Below are 14,355 nucleotides of genomic sequence, written 5' to 3'. Positions count from 1 at the left end.
GGAAAAACGGCCGCCGGGCGAGTTGCGCGGGCGGCCGTCTTGCGGGGGCGGAGGCGATCAGCCGCCGCGGCGCATCAGGTCGAAGAACTCGGAGTTGCTCTTCGTCTGGCGGATCTTGTCGAGCAGGAATTCCATGGCCTCGACTTCGTCCATGTCGTGGATGAACTTGCGCAGCACCCAGATCTTCTGAAGGATCTCGGGCTTGATCAGCATTTCTTCGCGACGCGTGCCCGACTTGTTCAGGTTGATCGACGGGTAGACGCGCTTTTCCGCGAGGCGGCGCTCGAGGTGCACTTCCATGTTGCCGGTGCCCTTGAACTCTTCGTAGATCACGTCGTCCATGCGGCTGCCGGTTTCGATCAGCGCGGTGCCGATGATCGTCAGCGAGCCACCTTCCTCGATGTTGCGCGCCGCGCCGAAGAAGCGCTTCGGACGCTGCAGTGCGTTTGCATCGACACCACCCGTCAGCACCTTGCCCGATGCGGGGATCACGGTGTTGTACGCGCGGGCGAGACGCGTGATCGAGTCGAGCAGGATCACGACGTCGTGCTTCATTTCGACGAGGCGCTTGGCCTTCTCGATCACCATTTCGGCGACCTGGACGTGACGCGTGGCCGGTTCGTCGAACGTCGATGCGATCACTTCGCCGGCGACCGAGCGCTGCATTTCGGTCACTTCTTCAGGGCGTTCGTCGATCAGCAGCACGAACAGGATCACGTCCGGGTGGTTCTGCTTGATCGCGTGTGCGATGTGCTGGAGCATCACGGTCTTGCCCGACTTCGGCGACGCGACGAGCAGGCCGCGCTGGCCCTTGCCGATCGGCGCGATCATGTCGATGATGCGGCCCGTGACGTTCTCTTCGCCGCGCATTTCGCGTTCGAGCGACAGCGGCTTGTTCGGGTGCAGCGGCGTGAGGTTCTCGAACATGATCTTGTGTTTCGAGGCCTCGGGCGGCTGCCCGTTGACTTTGTCGACCTTCACCAGCGCGAAGTAGCGCTCGCCGTCCTTCGGCGTGCGGACTTCACCTTCGATGGTGTCGCCGGTGTGCAGGTTGAAGCGGCGGATCTGCGACGGGCTGATGTAGATGTCGTCGGTGCTCGCGAGGTACGACATTTCCGGCGAGCGCAGGAAACCGAAGCCGTCCGGCAGCACTTCGAGCGTACCGTCGCCGAAGATCGTCTCTCCCGTCTTGGCGCGCTTTTTAAGAATGGCAAACATCAACTCCTGCTTGCGCAGGCGGTTCGCGTTTTCGATCTCCAGGCCATTGGCCATTTCGATCAGTTCGGAGACGTGCAGAGACTTGAGCTCGGATAAATGCATACGGAGAACCCGCCAGGGAGGAGAAGCGACGAAAGAAAATAAGGGAGGAGGGCGAGCGGAAGCGCTCAGAGACTTAAATGCGTCTTGTCGACGTTTTTTAATTCTAGCATAGGCCGATTCGCGCTTGAGCGAGCGATCGGCGGCTTGACGGCGGACGTGTTGCCGGCTGACAACACGTCCGCGGAACTGCCGGTTTTACAGGTGGCTGTCCAGGAATGCGGTGAGCTGCGACTTCGACAGCGCGCCGACCTTCTGCGCGGCGGCCGCGCCGTTCTTGAACAGGATCAGCGTCGGGATGCCGCGCACGCCGAACTTCGCGGGCGTCGCCTGGTTGTCGTCGACGTTGATTTTCGCGATCTGCAGCTTGTCGCCGTAGTCCTTCGCGACTTCGTCGAGGATCGGGGCGATCATCTTGCACGGGCCGCACCATTCGGCCCAGAAATCGACGAGCACGGGCTTGTCGGATTTGACGACGTCCTGTTCGAACGATGCGTCGCTGATGTGTTTGATCTGTTCGCTCATTGGGTCAATACCTCTTACGGTTCGGGGACTGCCTGCTTGCGCGTTGCGGCGTGCCGGCCGCCGTAGGCTGCCGGCCGCTGCGGCAGGCCACTCCGCGCTCCGGAAAGGAGGGGCGTAAGCACTGCATGCCGCGGCTCGCGGGTCGTTCGGGCGTCATATTAGCCTAAATTGCTATCTGCTGCGGGCGGCGATAGTAGCCGCTACGCGAGTAGGGGTACGACGCGACGTTCGACCGTTGTGCCATGCAAGTGGAGGCTGGCCTGCAGATTACAAGGGGCCGGCACGCTTGCGCGTCGTGCGAACGGATGGCGCGCCGGTTTGCCCGGCGATATTCGCATTGATGCGAACAAACGGTCGCATTCGTCCGGAAGCGGTGATAGAATATGCCGTGACGGGCCTCCTCGCATGGTGGGGCGGTGAACCTGGTCAGGTCGGGAACGAAGCAGCCACAATCGTTTTCCGCCAGTGCCGAGGGTTGGGCTCGTCACCTTCCATCTCGCCCCGTTCGCCGGGCGTTTTTTATTTCTGCATCACACTCCGTTCGACCCGCACTTTGCCCGTTCTCCGCACCGTTTCGCGTGTCGGCGCGACGCAGCGTTACTGATACAATTTCCCGATGACCTATCAAGTTCTCGCACGCAAGTGGCGTCCGAAGGATTTCGCTTCGCTCGTCGGCCAGGAGCACGTCGTCAGGGCGCTTACGCACGCGCTCGACGGCGGGCGTCTCCATCACGCCTATCTGTTTACCGGAACCCGCGGTGTCGGCAAGACGACGCTGTCGCGGATCTTCGCCAAGGCACTCAACTGTGAAACCGGCGTCACGTCGCAGCCGTGCGGCGTGTGCCGCGCCTGTCGCGAGATCGACGAGGGCCGTTTCGTCGATTACGTCGAAATGGATGCCGCGAGCAACCGCGGCGTCGACGAGATGGCCGCGCTGCTCGAGCGCGCGGTGTACGCGCCTGTCGATGCGCGCTTCAAGGTCTACATGATCGACGAAGTGCACATGCTGACGAACCACGCGTTCAACGCGATGCTGAAGACGCTCGAAGAGCCGCCGCCGCACGTCAAGTTCATCCTCGCGACGACCGATCCGCAGAAGATTCCCGTTACCGTGCTGTCGCGCTGCCTGCAGTTCAACCTGAAGCAGATGCCGGCCGGGCACATCGTGTCGCATCTCGAGCGGATCCTCGGCGAAGAGCAGATCACGTTCGAGCAGCAGGCGCTGCGCCTGCTCGCGCGTGCGGCGCAGGGCAGCATGCGCGATGCGCTGTCGCTTACCGATCAGGCGATCGCCTATTCGGCGAACGAAGTGACCGAGTCGGCCGTGTCGGGCATGCTCGGCGCGCTCGACCAGACTTACATGGTGCGTCTGCTCGACGCGCTCGCGGCTGGCAGCGGCCCCGAAATCCTCACGATCGCTGACGAAATGTCGCTGCGCAGCCTGTCGTTCTCGACCGCGCTGCAGGATCTCGCGAGCCTGCTGCACCGGATCGCGTGGGCGCAGTTCGCCCCGGGATCGGTACTCGACGAATGGCCGGAAGCGGCCGATCTGCGCCGTTTCGCGGAGACATTGAGCCCCGAACAGGTGCAGTTGTTCTATCAGATCGCGACGGTCGGCCGTGCGGAGCTCGGTCTCGCGCCGGACGAGTATGCCGGTTTCACGATGACGCTGCTGCGGATGCTCGCGTTCGAGCCGACGGTTGCCGCCGGCAGTGCGCCGGGCGGTCAGCCGTCCGTGCCGCGGGCCGTGCCGGCGCCGCGCGCTGCCGCGGCATCGGCTGCTGCGGCGAAGCCGGTATCGGCTGCGCCCGTCGAGGCGGCGCGCCCGTCGGCGGCTGCTCCGGCTGCCCCGATCGCAGCCGTCGCGCGTTCGGCGCCTGCTCGGTCTGAAGACGAAGCCCGCCCGCCGGCCGCGAAGCCGGCTGCCGTTCAGGCGCCCGCGCCCGCGCCGGTGCCGGTTGACGCACCCGTCATCGAAACGCCGCAGCCGGGAACGGATGTCGTGCAGCAAGCGGCGACGGACCTGCCGCCGCCTGTCCGCAACGAGCCCGAGCCGCTTGGGGCTACCGCTGCCGCGGTAGCGCTGCAAATCGAAGAACCGGTCGTACAGGCCGCACCGGTGCCGCGCGCTGCGCCGCCGGAGCCGGCTGCACGTCCGGCCGCGCGCGCAGGCGGTGCCGCCGCCGCGCTCGACGTGCTGCGCAATGCGGGGATGCGCGTGTCGTCCGATCGGGGGCGCGCAGGCGCGGCGCCGAAACCGGCAGCCCAGCCGGTCGCCGAGAAGCCGGCCGCACCGCGTCCCGCCGTGCAGGTGCCGACGCCGCGTGCCGCGGCCCGTGCACCGCAGGCTGCCGAGTCGCGCCAGGCCTCGCCGCCGTGGGAAGACATTCCGCCCGACGACTACGTGCCGCTCAGCGCCGACGAGATGTTCGGCGGCCCGGACGACGGCTTCGTGCCGGAGTTCAACAGCGGTCCCGACGATGTGCGCGTGATGCCGAAGCCGGCGGAAACGCGTCCGTCCGCGCCGGTCGATGCGCGACCGTTGCCGCCCGCCATCGCGCTGGATCCGCTCGGCTTCGACGGCGAATGGCCGGCGCTGGCCGCTCGGTTGCCGTTGAAGGGCGTCGCGTACCAGCTCGCCTTCAACAGCGAGCTGACGGCCGTCGATGCGACCACCCTGAAACTTTCGGTGCCGGTGCCGCAGTACGCGGACGCCGCGCAGGTGGCGAAGCTGAAGGCGGCGCTGGCCGATGCGCTCGGCAAGCCGGTCGAGGTGGCCGTCGAGGTCGGGCCCGCACGGCGCACCGCGGCGGCGCTCGATGCGGCCGCGCGCGCGGCGCGCCAGCGCGAGGCCGAGCAGGAGATTCACGGCGATCCGTTCGTCCAGCAGCTCGTGCGCGACTTCGGTGCGCGCATCGTCGAGGGTTCGGTCCGTCCTCTCGCCGATTCGGCGCCGGACGGCGTGCCGCCGACGCTGCATTGAACTGACCGCCCCGCGACAGGCACAATCACGCCCCGCACACTTTGGCCGGCACGCGCCGCGTGCCGGTTTTCACACGATCAAGAAGGAGTATTTCCATGTTGAAAGGCAACCTCGCCGGACTGATGAAGCAAGCGCAGCAAATGCAGGAAAACATGAAGAAGATGCAGGAGCAGCTTGCGCTGATCGAAGTCGAAGGGCAGTCGGGCGCCGGCCTCGTCAAGGTGACGATGACGTGCCGCAACGAAGTGCGCCGCGTCGCGATCGACCCGAGCCTGCTCGCGGACGACAAGGACATGCTCGAGGATCTCGTCGCCGCTGCGTTCAACGACGCCGTGCGCAAGGCCGAAGCGACGTCGCAGGAAAAGATGAGCGGCATGACGTCGGGCCTGCCGCTGCCCCCGGGCTTCAAGCTGCCGTTCTGAGCGCCGCGTCCTTGCCACTGTTTGCCGCCGTATGAAACAGCCGTCCGCCCTGTCTGCTCTCGTCGAAGCGTTGCGCGTGCTGCCCGGCGTCGGGCCGAAATCCGCGCAGCGCATGGCGGTCCACCTGATGCAGCACGACCGCGAAGGCGCGGAGCGGCTTGGCCGGTCGCTGCTGTTCGCGACCGAGCACCTGCAGCACTGCGAAAAGTGCAACACGTTCACCGAAGCGCAGATCTGCGAGGTCTGCAGCGACGAGGAGCGTGATCCGACGCTGCTGTGCGTCGTCGAGACGCCCGCCGACCAGATCATGCTCGAGCAGACGATGACGTACCGCGGGCTGTATTTCGTGTTGATGGGGCGACTGAGCCCGCTCGACGGGATCGGCCCGAAGGAAATCCACTTCGACCGCCTCGTGCGGCGCGCGTCCGACGGTATCGTCAAGGAAGTCGTGCTCGCGACCAACTTCACGAACGAAGGCGAAGCCACCGCGCATTACCTCGGTCAGACGCTGAAGGCGCGCGGCCTCGCGGTCACGCGCCTTGCGCGCGGCGTGCCGGTGGGCGGCGAACTCGAATACGTCGACGCGGGCACCATCGCCCGCGCGATGCTCGATCGCCGCACGATGTAAGCCGGGCGCCGCCTGCCGGCGGCGCCATTCCTCATGCCAGGGAGACACATGAGCACCAGCCAGGGCCCGCTCGCGGGCGTCAAAGTGCTCGAATTCGGAACGCTGATCGCGGGGCCGTTCGCGTCGCGGCTGTTCGCCGAATTCGGCGCGGAAGTGATCAAGATCGAGGATCCGAACGGCGGCGACCCGCTGCGCAAATGGCGCAAGCTCCACCCGGAGCAGGGCGGCACGTCGCTGTGGTGGTCCGTCCAGGCGCGCAACAAGAAATCGGTCACGCTGAACCTGAAAGCCGACGCCGGCAAGGCGATCGCGCGACAGCTCGCGAGCGAGGCCGACATCGTGATCGAGAACTTCCGTCCCGGCCTGCTGGAGAAGCTCGGGCTCGGTTGCGACGTGCTGTCGGCCGACAACCCGGGTCTCGTGATGGTGCGCCTGTCCGGCTACGGTCAGACGGGCCCGTACCGCGACCGTCCCGGTTTCGGTGCGATCGCCGAATCGATGGGCGGGCTGCGTCACATCACCGGCTATCCCGATCTGCCGCCGCCGCGCATCGGCATCTCGATCGGCGATTCGATCGCCGCGCTGCACGGCGTGATCGGCGCGCTGATGGCGCTGCATCACCGCAAGGTCAACGGCGGCGCGGGGCAGGTGGTCGACGTCGCACTGTATGAAGCCGTCTTCAACATGATGGAAAGCGTGGTGCCCGAATACGGCGTGTACGGGATGGTGCGCGAGCGCACCGGCGCGTCGTTGCCGGGCATCGTGCCGTCGAATACCTATGCGTGCCGCGACGGCAGCATCGTGATCGGCGGCAACAGCGACCCGATCTTCAAGCGGCTGATGAAGGCGATCGAGCGCGACGACCTCGCCGACGATCCCGCGCTCGCGCAAAACGACGGGCGCGTGCCGCGTACGCAGGAGATCGACGACGCGATCGCCGCGTGGCTCACGCCGCGCACGATCGACGAGGCGCTGGTCGTGCTCAATGCGGCCGACGTGCCGGCCGGGCGCATCTACAGCGCCGCCGACATGTTCACCGATCCGCAGTTTGTTGCCCGGCAGATGATCCAGCGTTTCAAGCTGGCTGACGGTACCGACATTCCGCTGCCGAACATCACGCCGAAGCTGTCGGATACGCCGGGCGAAACGCGCTGGCTCGGGCCCGAGCTCGGCGAGCATACGGACGAGGTGCTGCGCGGCCTCGGCTACGACGCCCAGGCGATTGCCGCGCTGCGCGAAGCGGGCGCGATCTGAGGGAAGTGCGCGCGGACCTGTCGCCTCGTGCCAGGTCCGCGACGCAGGCATTCGCCGACGGGACCTCCTTTGGGGCGGAAAACCCGGGGCGGCATGGCGTTTTCCCGAGCGTGCTGAAAGACGCCGCGCCATGCGGCGGCGCACCCTGCGCACATGCGCGCACCCGTCCGCTCGCGCCCGTCGGACTGTCGCTCTCGCGCCATCTTTCCTCGGTTACAATCGCCGGATGCGAATCCTACTCAGCAACGACGACGGCTATCTCGCCCCCGGTCTCGCCGCGCTCAGCCAAGCGCTGCAGCCGCTGGCCGAGCTCACGGTGATCGCGCCCGAGCAGAACTGCAGCGGCGCGTCGAATTCCCTCACGTTGTCGCGGCCGCTGTCGGTACAGCGTGCGGCGGGTACGGGTTTCTTCTACGTGAACGGCACGCCGACCGATTCGGTGCACGTCGCGTTGACGGGGATGGCCGATGCGAAGCCGGATCTCGTCGTTTCCGGGATCAACAACGGCCAGAACATGGGCGAAGACACGCTCTATTCAGGGACAGTTGCGGCCGCCACCGAAGGCATCATGTTCGGCGTGCCGGCGATCGCATTCTCGCTGGCCGACAAGGGCTGGGCCCATCTGGCGGACGCCGCGCGCGTCGCCGCGGAGATCGTCGAGCACTACCTCGCGCATCCGCTGCCGGGCAACCCGCTGCTGAACGTCAATATTCCGAATCTGCCGTACGACGAACTGAAGGGCTGGAAGGTCACGCGTCTCGGCAAGCGTCATCCGTCGCAGCCGGTGATTCGCCAGACCGACCCGCGTGGCGAGCCGATCTACTGGATCGGCGCCGCGGGCGCGGCGATGGACGCGAGCGACGGCACCGATTTCCACGCCGTCGCAAACGGTTTCGTGTCGATCACGCCGCTGCAGCTCGACCTCACGCATACGCAGATGCTGCCCGCGACGCGCGAATGGGCGCGCGCCGGAGGGCGGGCTTCATGAGCGGCGAGCGCGCGAAGCGGTTTCCGCTCGCGCTCGAAGATCTCAAGCGAGCGCCACGCAAATCGGAAGGTCGGGCCGGCGAACGCCATGCGGCGGTTGCGGTGCCGAAGGCTGCCGACAAGCCCGCTGCCGTGCTGAAACCGGTTGCGGTGAAGCCTGCCGCCGTGCGGTCGGCGGCGCACGGTCCCGCCGCCGCGAAGCCGGCGACCGCGCCGAAGCCGACCGCGCTGAAGCCCGCGATGCCGAAACCGGCTGCGCCGAGCGTCGCGCCGGCCGGCGCGTTCGCGCTCACGTCGGAACGCGTGCGCGAGCGGATGGTCGAACGACTGCGCGCGAACGGCGTGACCGACGCGCGCGTACTGGACGCGATGGCCGCGGTACCGCGCCACATGTTCGTGGATCCGGGGCTCGCAACGCAGGCCTACGAGGATTCGGCGTTGCCGATCGGCCACCAGCAAACCATTTCCAAGCCGTCGGTTGTCGCGCGCATGATCGAGCTCGCGATGGCCGGCCGCACACTCGAGCGCGTGCTCGAGATCGGCACGGGGTGCGGCTATCAGGCCGCCGTGCTGAGCCACGTGGCACGCGACGTGTATTCGATTGAACGCATCAAGCCGCTCTATGAGCGCGCGAAGCTGAACCTGCGGCCGCTGCGCGTGCCGAACATCCGTCTGCACTACGGCGACGGGCGTGTCGGCTTGCCGTCCGCGGCCCCGTTCGACGCGATCGTGATCGCGGCGGCGGGGCTCGACGTGCCGCAGGCGCTGCTCGAGCAGCTCGCGATCGGCGGGCGGCTCGTCGCGCCGGTCGGCGCGCAGAGCGGGCAGCATCAGGTGCTCACGCTCGTCGAGCGCGTCGCGCACGCGCAATGGCGAGAGTCACGGCTTGATCGCGTTTTCTTTGTCCCTTTAAAATCCGGAGTGATTTGAAACCGATGAGTATGTTGCGCGCGATGCAAAACAACCGATCCAGGGAACCGCTCACACTCGCCCAGCGCGCGATCTGTGTGGCTGCGTTCTCCACGCTACTGGCCGCTTGTGCGACGCGGCTCGACAACGCGCCTGTCGTCGATCGCTCCGGCTCGCTCGGCACGACCGGCACCGCGCAGCCCGCGGCGCCGCTTCCGCCGGCGCCCCCGGGTTACTACCGGGTGAAGCCGGGTGACACGCTGTACCGGATCGCACTCGAAAACGGGCAGAACTATCGCGACATCGCCGCGTGGAACAACCTGGCGAACCCGAATCAGATTGAAGTCGACCAGTTGCTGCGCGTTTCGCCGCAGGCGGGCGCCGCCGTTGCGGGCACGCAGGTCGCTGCGCCGATCGCGGGCGCCGCCGTCGCGACCGCGCCGCTCAGCAGCGGCCCGGCAACGCCGGCTGCCGGCACGTCGTCCACGCTCGCCACGCCGCCGGCTGCGGCCGCCGGCTCGAGCGATACGGCAGCGGCCCCGAGCGGCCCCGTGACGTTCGCATGGCCCGCGCGCGGCCCCGTGCTGAACGGGTTCGACGACGCGAAGAACAAGGGTGTCAACATCGGCGGCACGGCCGGCGAGACCGTGAAGGCGGCGGCCGACGGCCGCGTCGTCTACTCCGGTAACGGCCTGCGCGGCTACGGCAACCTCATTATCATCAAACACGACGCAACTTACCTCACGGCGTATGCACACAATCGTGCTTTGATGGTAAAAGAGGGGGACGCGGTAACGAAGGGGCAGAAGATCGCCGAGATGGGTAACAGCGATGCCGACCGCGTGATGCTGCATTTCGAGGTTCGCCGACAGGGTAAGCCTGTCGATCCGCTGAAGTATTTGCCGCCTCAATAACCGAGACGACCATGCCGAAATCGAAGCGCCACGAGCCGCAAGCCGAGTCTGAGAAGATCAGTCGTGCCACGCAAGCATCGGTGGGGCGAGCAGGTGCTTCGACGGACGACGAGGACGATATCGCGGACAACGAACGCGATATCGAGGCACGCGACGCCGAGGCGGACGGTGGCGATGACGAGCGCGAGGGCCGCCCGGAAGCGGCGCCCGACGTCGACGATTTCCGCACGATGCTGCAGGCCGAGCTCACGGCCGACACGATCCAGCATTACCTGAACCGAATCAGCGTGAAGCCGCTGCTGACCGTCGAGGAAGAGCAGCGCTATTCGCGCCTGGCGAAGGCCGGCGAATTCGAGGCGCGGCAGGTGATGATCGAGCGCAACCTGCGCCTCGTCGTCAGCATCGCGAAGGGATACCTGAACCGTGGTGTGCCGCTGCTCGACCTGATCGAGGAAGGCAACCTCGGCCTGATGCACGCGATCGAGAAGTTCGACCCGACGCGCGGGTTCCGTTTCTCGACCTATGCGACGTGGTGGATCCGGCAGAGCATCGAGCGGGCGATCATGAATCAGGCCCGCACGGTGCGCCTGCCCGTGCACGTCATCCGCGAACTGAACCAGGTGCTGCGCGCGAAGCGCCACCTCGAAAAGAATTCGATGTCGACGGGCGAGGCGGCCGAGCGCCGTGAAGCCAGCATCGACGACATCGCCTATCTCACCGGCAAGACCGCCGAGGAAGTCACTGACATCCTTGCGCTCAACGAGCACACGGCGTCGCTCGACGCGCCGCTCGATCTCGATCCCGCGAGCAGCCTGCTCGACCTGCTGCCCGACGATCAGAGCCAGTCACCCGACGCCGAGGTGCAGCACCGCGAGCTCGAAACGCTGACGCGCGCGTGGCTGTCGCGGTTGTCCGACAAGCATCGGCACGTGATCGAGCGACGCTTCGGCCTGAACCATATCGAACCGGCGACGCTCGAGGAGCTCGCCGACGAGATGGGGCTCACGCGCGAGCGCGTGCGGCAGATCCAGCAGGAAGCGCTGGTGCGCCTCAAGCGGTTCTTTGCCTCCAACGGCGTGCGCAAGGACGCCGTTCTGTAACTGATGACTCCGATTCTTGTTTTTGACATCGAGACGATTCCCGATGTCGACGGCATTCGCCGTCTGGAAGACCTGTCCGCGACGCTCGACGATGCCGCGGTGGCCGAACATGCATTCGCCGCACGCCGCGAGAAGACCGGCAGCGATTTCCTGCCGCATCACCTGCAGCGGATCGCGGCGATCTCGTGCGTGTTCCGCGACAACAACGGCTTTCGTGTGCGCTCGCTCGGCACGCCGCAGGACGACGAAGCGGCGCTGATCCAGTCGTTCTACCGCGTGATCGAGAAATACACACCGCAGCTCGTGTCGTGGAACGGCGGCGGCTTCGATCTGCCGGTGCTGCATTACCGTGCGCTCGTGCACGGCATCCCCGCGACCCGCTACTGGGATCTCGGCGAGGACGACCGCGAATTCAAGTGGAACAACTACATCTCGCGCTATCACTCGCGGCATACCGACCTGATGGACGTGCTCGCGATGTATCAGGCGCGCGCCAACGCGCCGCTCGACGCGCTGGCGAAGCTGTGCGGATTCCCCGGCAAGCTCGGGATGGACGGCAGCCAGGTGTGGCCGGCGTTCCGGGATGGCCGGATCGATGAAATCCGCAACTATTGCGAAACCGACGTCGTCAACACCTACCTGCTGTACTGTCGGTTCCAGTTGATGCGCGGCGGCCTGACACCGAGCGAGTACGCGGACGAGATCCTGATCGTGAAGAACGCGCTCGCCCTGGAGCCGGCGCCGCACTGGGTCGAGTACCTGGCCGGTTTCGACGCGTAGCGCGGGCGGCCTGCGTCGCAACCGGCGCGATCAGGCCAGTTCGAGCAGCACCGGCTGGTGATCCGACGCGCGCACGTCACCGTCGATGTCGCAGCGCGTGACGCGCGGCAGCAGTGTCTCGGTCACGAACGCGAAGTCGCATGCGAGCGGCCCGTCCGGCCATTGCACCGTATCGTAGACGCCGGCCGTCGGGGGCGGCGTGCGCCCCGGGTGTTGCGCGACCCATGCGTCGACGAAACGAGGCGCGTCCGCGATCGGTTCCAGGAAGCGCCGATATGCATCGCTGTCGAACGCACTGTTGAAGTCGCCGCAGACGATCGCGTCGCGCGGCTGGCCGGTCGCGCTGAACGGCCCCTCGGCGGTCTCGGCAGGCGCCGGACGTTCTGCGTGCGCGCAGGCCTCGCGATGCCGGCCGCGCAGCGCGCCGACCTGGGCGAGCCGCTGGCGCGCCGAATAATATTCCAGATGAGTGGTCACCACGCGCAGCGGGCCGAACGGGGCCTGCAGTTCGACGTCCAGCGCGACGCGCGGCATCGACGGCGCACCGGCGTCGGCCGGCCACGGCAGCAACTGGCGCAGCACGCGCCCGACCGGAAGCCGCGTCGCGATCGCGTTGCCGAACTGGCGGCGCGGTGCGCCCGGTTCGATGGCCGGCAGATCGGCGCCGATCGCTCCGATGATCGTATAGCCGGGCAGCAGCACTGCGAGTTCGGCGAACTGGTCGGGGCCGGGCTGCCCGGGCAGCGCGCCGAAGCCGCGCGTGACCTCCTGCAGGCACAGTACGTCGAAATCGCCGAGCCGCTGGATCGCCGAGACGGTGCGGGAAAGGTCGACGATGCCGTCCGCGTCCCGACCCCATTGGATGTTCCAGTCGATCAGTCGCATGCTCGAATCTCCTGGTGGTTGGGTGGCGGGCTACGGGCCGGCCCTGACGCGTTCTGCGGTCTTGTGCGGCTGTCGGTGCCGTAAGCCGGCTGCGTGGCCGTTGCGGCGCGATGCAGGGCCGTCCATCATCAAGTATCGACGCTCGGCCCATCCAAAGCGGGCGATACGGGCCTTCGTCGTCTACAATCTCGCCTTCTTCAACGTTTGTCAGGAAAAGCTGGTGTCCGAAGCCGTCCCCACTTCTGCGCGCAAATCGAAAAATGCGCCCGTCGCGCCCGGGCCCGCCCCGGTTCTCGAGATCGAATCGCTCGACATGGAAGCGCGCGGTGTCGGCCGCACGATCACCGAGGACGGCGAGCCGGGCAAGGTCATCTTCGTCGAAGGCGCGTTGCCGGGCGAGCGCGTGACCTATTCGAGCTACCGCCGCAAGCCGAGTTACGAGCAGGCGACGGTTGTCGATATTCTGCGCCCGAGCGTGATGCGCACGCAGCCGAAATGCAAGTTCTTCGGTACTTGCGGCGGCTGCTCGATGCAGCATCTCGACATGCGTGCACAGGTGGCGGTCAAGCAGCGCGTGCTCGAGGACAACCTGTGGCACCTCGCGAAGCTGCGCGCGGAAACGATGTTCGCGCCGATCCACGGCCCGTCGTGGGGCTATCGCTACCGTGCGCGCCTGACCGTGCGCAACGTGGCGAAGAAGGGCGGCGTGCTGGTCGGCTTCCACGAGAAGAAGAGCAGCTATGTTGCCGACATGACGAGCTGCGAAGTGCTGCCGCCGCACGTGTCGGCGATGCTGGTGCCGCTGCGCCGGCTCGTCGAGGGGCTGTCGATCCGCGATCGGATGCCGCAGATCGAGCTGGCGGTCGGTTCGGAAGTCACGGCGCTCGTGCTGCGCGTGCTGGAGCCGATCAACGCGGACGACGAAGCGCTGCTGCGCGCGTTCGCGGACGAGCACAAGGTGCAGTTCTGGCTGCAGCCGAAGGGCCCGGACACGGTGACGCCGTTCTATCCGCTCGACGTGGCGCTCGACTACACGCTGCCGGAATTCGGCATCCGCATGCCGTTCAAGCCGACCGACTTCACGCAGGTCAACCACCAGATCAACCGCGTGCTGGTGGGGCGTGCGCTGCGCCTGCTCGCGCCGTCGCGCGACGACCGCGTGCTGGACCTGTTCTGCGGGATCGGCAACTTCACGCTGCCGCTCGCGCGACTGTCGCGCGAAGTGATGGGTATCGAGGGCAGCGACACGCTGACGACGCGGGCGCTGGCGAATGCGCGCGAGAACGGTGTCGACGGTCATACGACGTTCGCGTGCCGGAACCTGTTCGAAGTGACGGGTGACGACCTCCGTGCGCTTGGTGCATTCGACAAGTTCCTGATCGACCCGCCGCGCGAAGGCGCGCTCGCGGTGTCGAAGGCGCTGGCCGAGATCGCGCAGAGCGGCGAAGGCCCGCTGCCGAAGCGGATCGTCTACGTGTCGTGCAACCCGTCGACGCTCGCACGCGACGCGGGCCTGCTCGTGCACGAGGCCGGTTACCGGCTCAAGGGCGCCGGTGTCGTGAACATGTTCCCGAATACGTCGCACGTCGAATCGATCGCGCTGTTCGAGCGCGACTGAGCCCGGCGGCGGACGTAAAAAAACCGGCCCGAA

The 14,355-nt window shown here is 66.9% G+C and carries 13 protein-coding genes and 1 other RNA gene; 11 read left to right on the top strand and 3 right to left on the bottom strand.

The window, feature by feature from the left end; all coding sequences use genetic code 11:
* Window positions 1–57: 57 nt before the first annotated feature.
* Together rho and trxA are read right to left on the bottom strand one after the other, a co-directional pair.
* Window positions 58–1,320, bottom strand: a complete 1,263-nt coding sequence (gene rho / locus U5809_RS04705) for a transcription termination factor Rho (RefSeq protein WP_006478662.1) — start codon at window positions 1,318–1,320, stop codon at window positions 58–60.
* 195 nt (window positions 1,321–1,515) lie between these two features.
* Window positions 1,516–1,842 carry a thioredoxin TrxA gene (gene trxA, locus U5809_RS04700; RefSeq protein WP_006402348.1) on the bottom strand — a complete coding sequence of 109 codons (327 nt, stop codon included), beginning with the start codon at window positions 1,840–1,842 and terminating at the stop codon, window positions 1,516–1,518.
* Between the two features lie 390 nt (window positions 1,843–2,232).
* Between trxA and ffs the strand changes: the two genes are divergently transcribed.
* The 10 genes from ffs (at window position 2,233) to U5809_RS04650 (ending at window position 11,819) form a co-directional block, all read left to right on the top strand.
* Window positions 2,233–2,331, top strand: an RNA gene (gene ffs, locus U5809_RS04695) — signal recognition particle sRNA small type.
* Window positions 2,332–2,458: 127 nt separating this feature from the next.
* Window positions 2,459–4,825, top strand: a complete 2,367-nt coding sequence (locus U5809_RS04690; protein ID WP_322085737.1) for a DNA polymerase III subunit gamma/tau — start codon at window positions 2,459–2,461, stop codon at window positions 4,823–4,825.
* A gap of 95 nt (window positions 4,826–4,920) precedes the next feature.
* A complete protein-coding gene (locus U5809_RS04685; protein ID WP_014896896.1) occupies window positions 4,921–5,247 on the top strand; it encodes a YbaB/EbfC family nucleoid-associated protein in 327 nt (108 codons plus the stop codon).
* Between the two features lie 31 nt (window positions 5,248–5,278).
* Window positions 5,279–5,875, top strand: a complete 597-nt coding sequence (gene recR, locus U5809_RS04680; RefSeq protein ID WP_034181272.1) for a recombination mediator RecR — start codon at window positions 5,279–5,281, stop codon at window positions 5,873–5,875.
* A gap of 48 nt (window positions 5,876–5,923) precedes the next feature.
* The gene (locus tag U5809_RS04675) at window positions 5,924–7,129 is read left to right on the top strand and encodes a CaiB/BaiF CoA-transferase family protein (protein ID WP_322085736.1); all 1,206 of its coding nucleotides are present in this window, start codon (window positions 5,924–5,926) and stop codon (window positions 7,127–7,129) included.
* Between the two features lie 226 nt (window positions 7,130–7,355).
* Window positions 7,356–8,117, top strand: coding sequence for a 5'/3'-nucleotidase SurE (surE, locus tag U5809_RS04670; RefSeq protein WP_322085735.1), 762 nt, complete (start codon window positions 7,356–7,358; stop codon window positions 8,115–8,117).
* Window positions 8,114–9,046 (top strand): protein-L-isoaspartate(D-aspartate) O-methyltransferase, encoded by a 933-nt coding sequence (locus U5809_RS04665; RefSeq protein WP_322085734.1) that lies wholly within the window; start codon window positions 8,114–8,116, stop codon window positions 9,044–9,046. The genes surE and U5809_RS04665 overlap by 4 nt, the downstream gene beginning before the upstream one ends.
* 5 nt (window positions 9,047–9,051) lie before the next feature.
* Window positions 9,052–9,939 carry a peptidoglycan DD-metalloendopeptidase family protein gene (locus tag U5809_RS04660; RefSeq protein ID WP_322085733.1) on the top strand — a complete coding sequence of 296 codons (888 nt, stop codon included), beginning with the start codon at window positions 9,052–9,054 and terminating at the stop codon, window positions 9,937–9,939.
* An 11-nt stretch (window positions 9,940–9,950) separates the two neighbouring features.
* Window positions 9,951–11,039, top strand: a complete 1,089-nt coding sequence (gene rpoS / locus U5809_RS04655) for an RNA polymerase sigma factor RpoS (RefSeq protein ID WP_282505194.1) — start codon at window positions 9,951–9,953, stop codon at window positions 11,037–11,039.
* Between the two features lie 3 nt (window positions 11,040–11,042).
* Window positions 11,043–11,819: a 3'-5' exonuclease gene (locus U5809_RS04650; RefSeq protein ID WP_322085732.1), complete on the top strand. Its 777-nt coding sequence runs from the start codon at window positions 11,043–11,045 to the stop codon at window positions 11,817–11,819.
* Between the two features lie 30 nt (window positions 11,820–11,849).
* Here U5809_RS04650 and U5809_RS04645 read toward each other — a convergent pair whose 3' ends face one another.
* Window positions 11,850–12,704 (bottom strand): endonuclease/exonuclease/phosphatase family protein, encoded by an 855-nt coding sequence (locus tag U5809_RS04645; protein ID WP_322085731.1) that lies wholly within the window; start codon window positions 12,702–12,704, stop codon window positions 11,850–11,852.
* Between the two features lie 220 nt (window positions 12,705–12,924).
* Between U5809_RS04645 and rlmD the strand changes: the two genes are divergently transcribed.
* Window positions 12,925–14,322, top strand: coding sequence for a 23S rRNA (uracil(1939)-C(5))-methyltransferase RlmD (rlmD, locus tag U5809_RS04640; RefSeq protein ID WP_176047183.1), 1,398 nt, complete (start codon window positions 12,925–12,927; stop codon window positions 14,320–14,322).
* The last annotated feature ends 33 nt before the right edge of the window (window positions 14,323–14,355 follow it).

The sequence above is a fragment of the Burkholderia sp. BCC1999 genome (assembly GCF_905339975.1).
Classification (GTDB): Bacteria; Pseudomonadota; Gammaproteobacteria; order Burkholderiales; family Burkholderiaceae; genus Burkholderia.
This window is presented reverse-complemented; position numbering and strand designations above follow the sequence as displayed.

Bases quoted from the DNA above. Each gene is read 5' to 3' on its own strand.
- trxA (WP_006402348.1), bottom strand. From the start codon at position 1,842: ATGAGCGAACAGATCAAACACATCAGCGACGCATCGTTCGAACAGGAC.
- recR (WP_034181272.1), top strand. From the start codon at position 5,279: ATGAAACAGCCGTCCGCCCTGTCTGCTCTCGTCGAAGCGTTGCGCGTG.
- rho (WP_006478662.1), bottom strand. From the start codon at position 1,320: ATGCATTTATCCGAGCTCAAGTCTCTGCACGTCTCCGAACTGATCGAA.
- surE (WP_322085735.1), top strand. From the start codon at position 7,356: ATGCGAATCCTACTCAGCAACGACGACGGCTATCTCGCCCCCGGTCTC.
- U5809_RS04650 (WP_322085732.1), top strand. From the start codon at position 11,043: ATGACTCCGATTCTTGTTTTTGACATCGAGACGATTCCCGATGTCGAC.
- U5809_RS04675 (WP_322085736.1), top strand. From the start codon at position 5,924: ATGAGCACCAGCCAGGGCCCGCTCGCGGGCGTCAAAGTGCTCGAATTC.
- rpoS (WP_282505194.1), top strand. From the start codon at position 9,951: ATGCCGAAATCGAAGCGCCACGAGCCGCAAGCCGAGTCTGAGAAGATC.
- U5809_RS04645 (WP_322085731.1), bottom strand. From the start codon at position 12,704: ATGCGACTGATCGACTGGAACATCCAATGGGGTCGGGACGCGGACGGC.
- U5809_RS04660 (WP_322085733.1), top strand. From the start codon at position 9,052: ATGAGTATGTTGCGCGCGATGCAAAACAACCGATCCAGGGAACCGCTC.
- U5809_RS04685 (WP_014896896.1), top strand. From the start codon at position 4,921: ATGTTGAAAGGCAACCTCGCCGGACTGATGAAGCAAGCGCAGCAAATG.
- U5809_RS04690 (WP_322085737.1), top strand. From the start codon at position 2,459: ATGACCTATCAAGTTCTCGCACGCAAGTGGCGTCCGAAGGATTTCGCT.
- U5809_RS04665 (WP_322085734.1), top strand. From the start codon at position 8,114: ATGAGCGGCGAGCGCGCGAAGCGGTTTCCGCTCGCGCTCGAAGATCTC.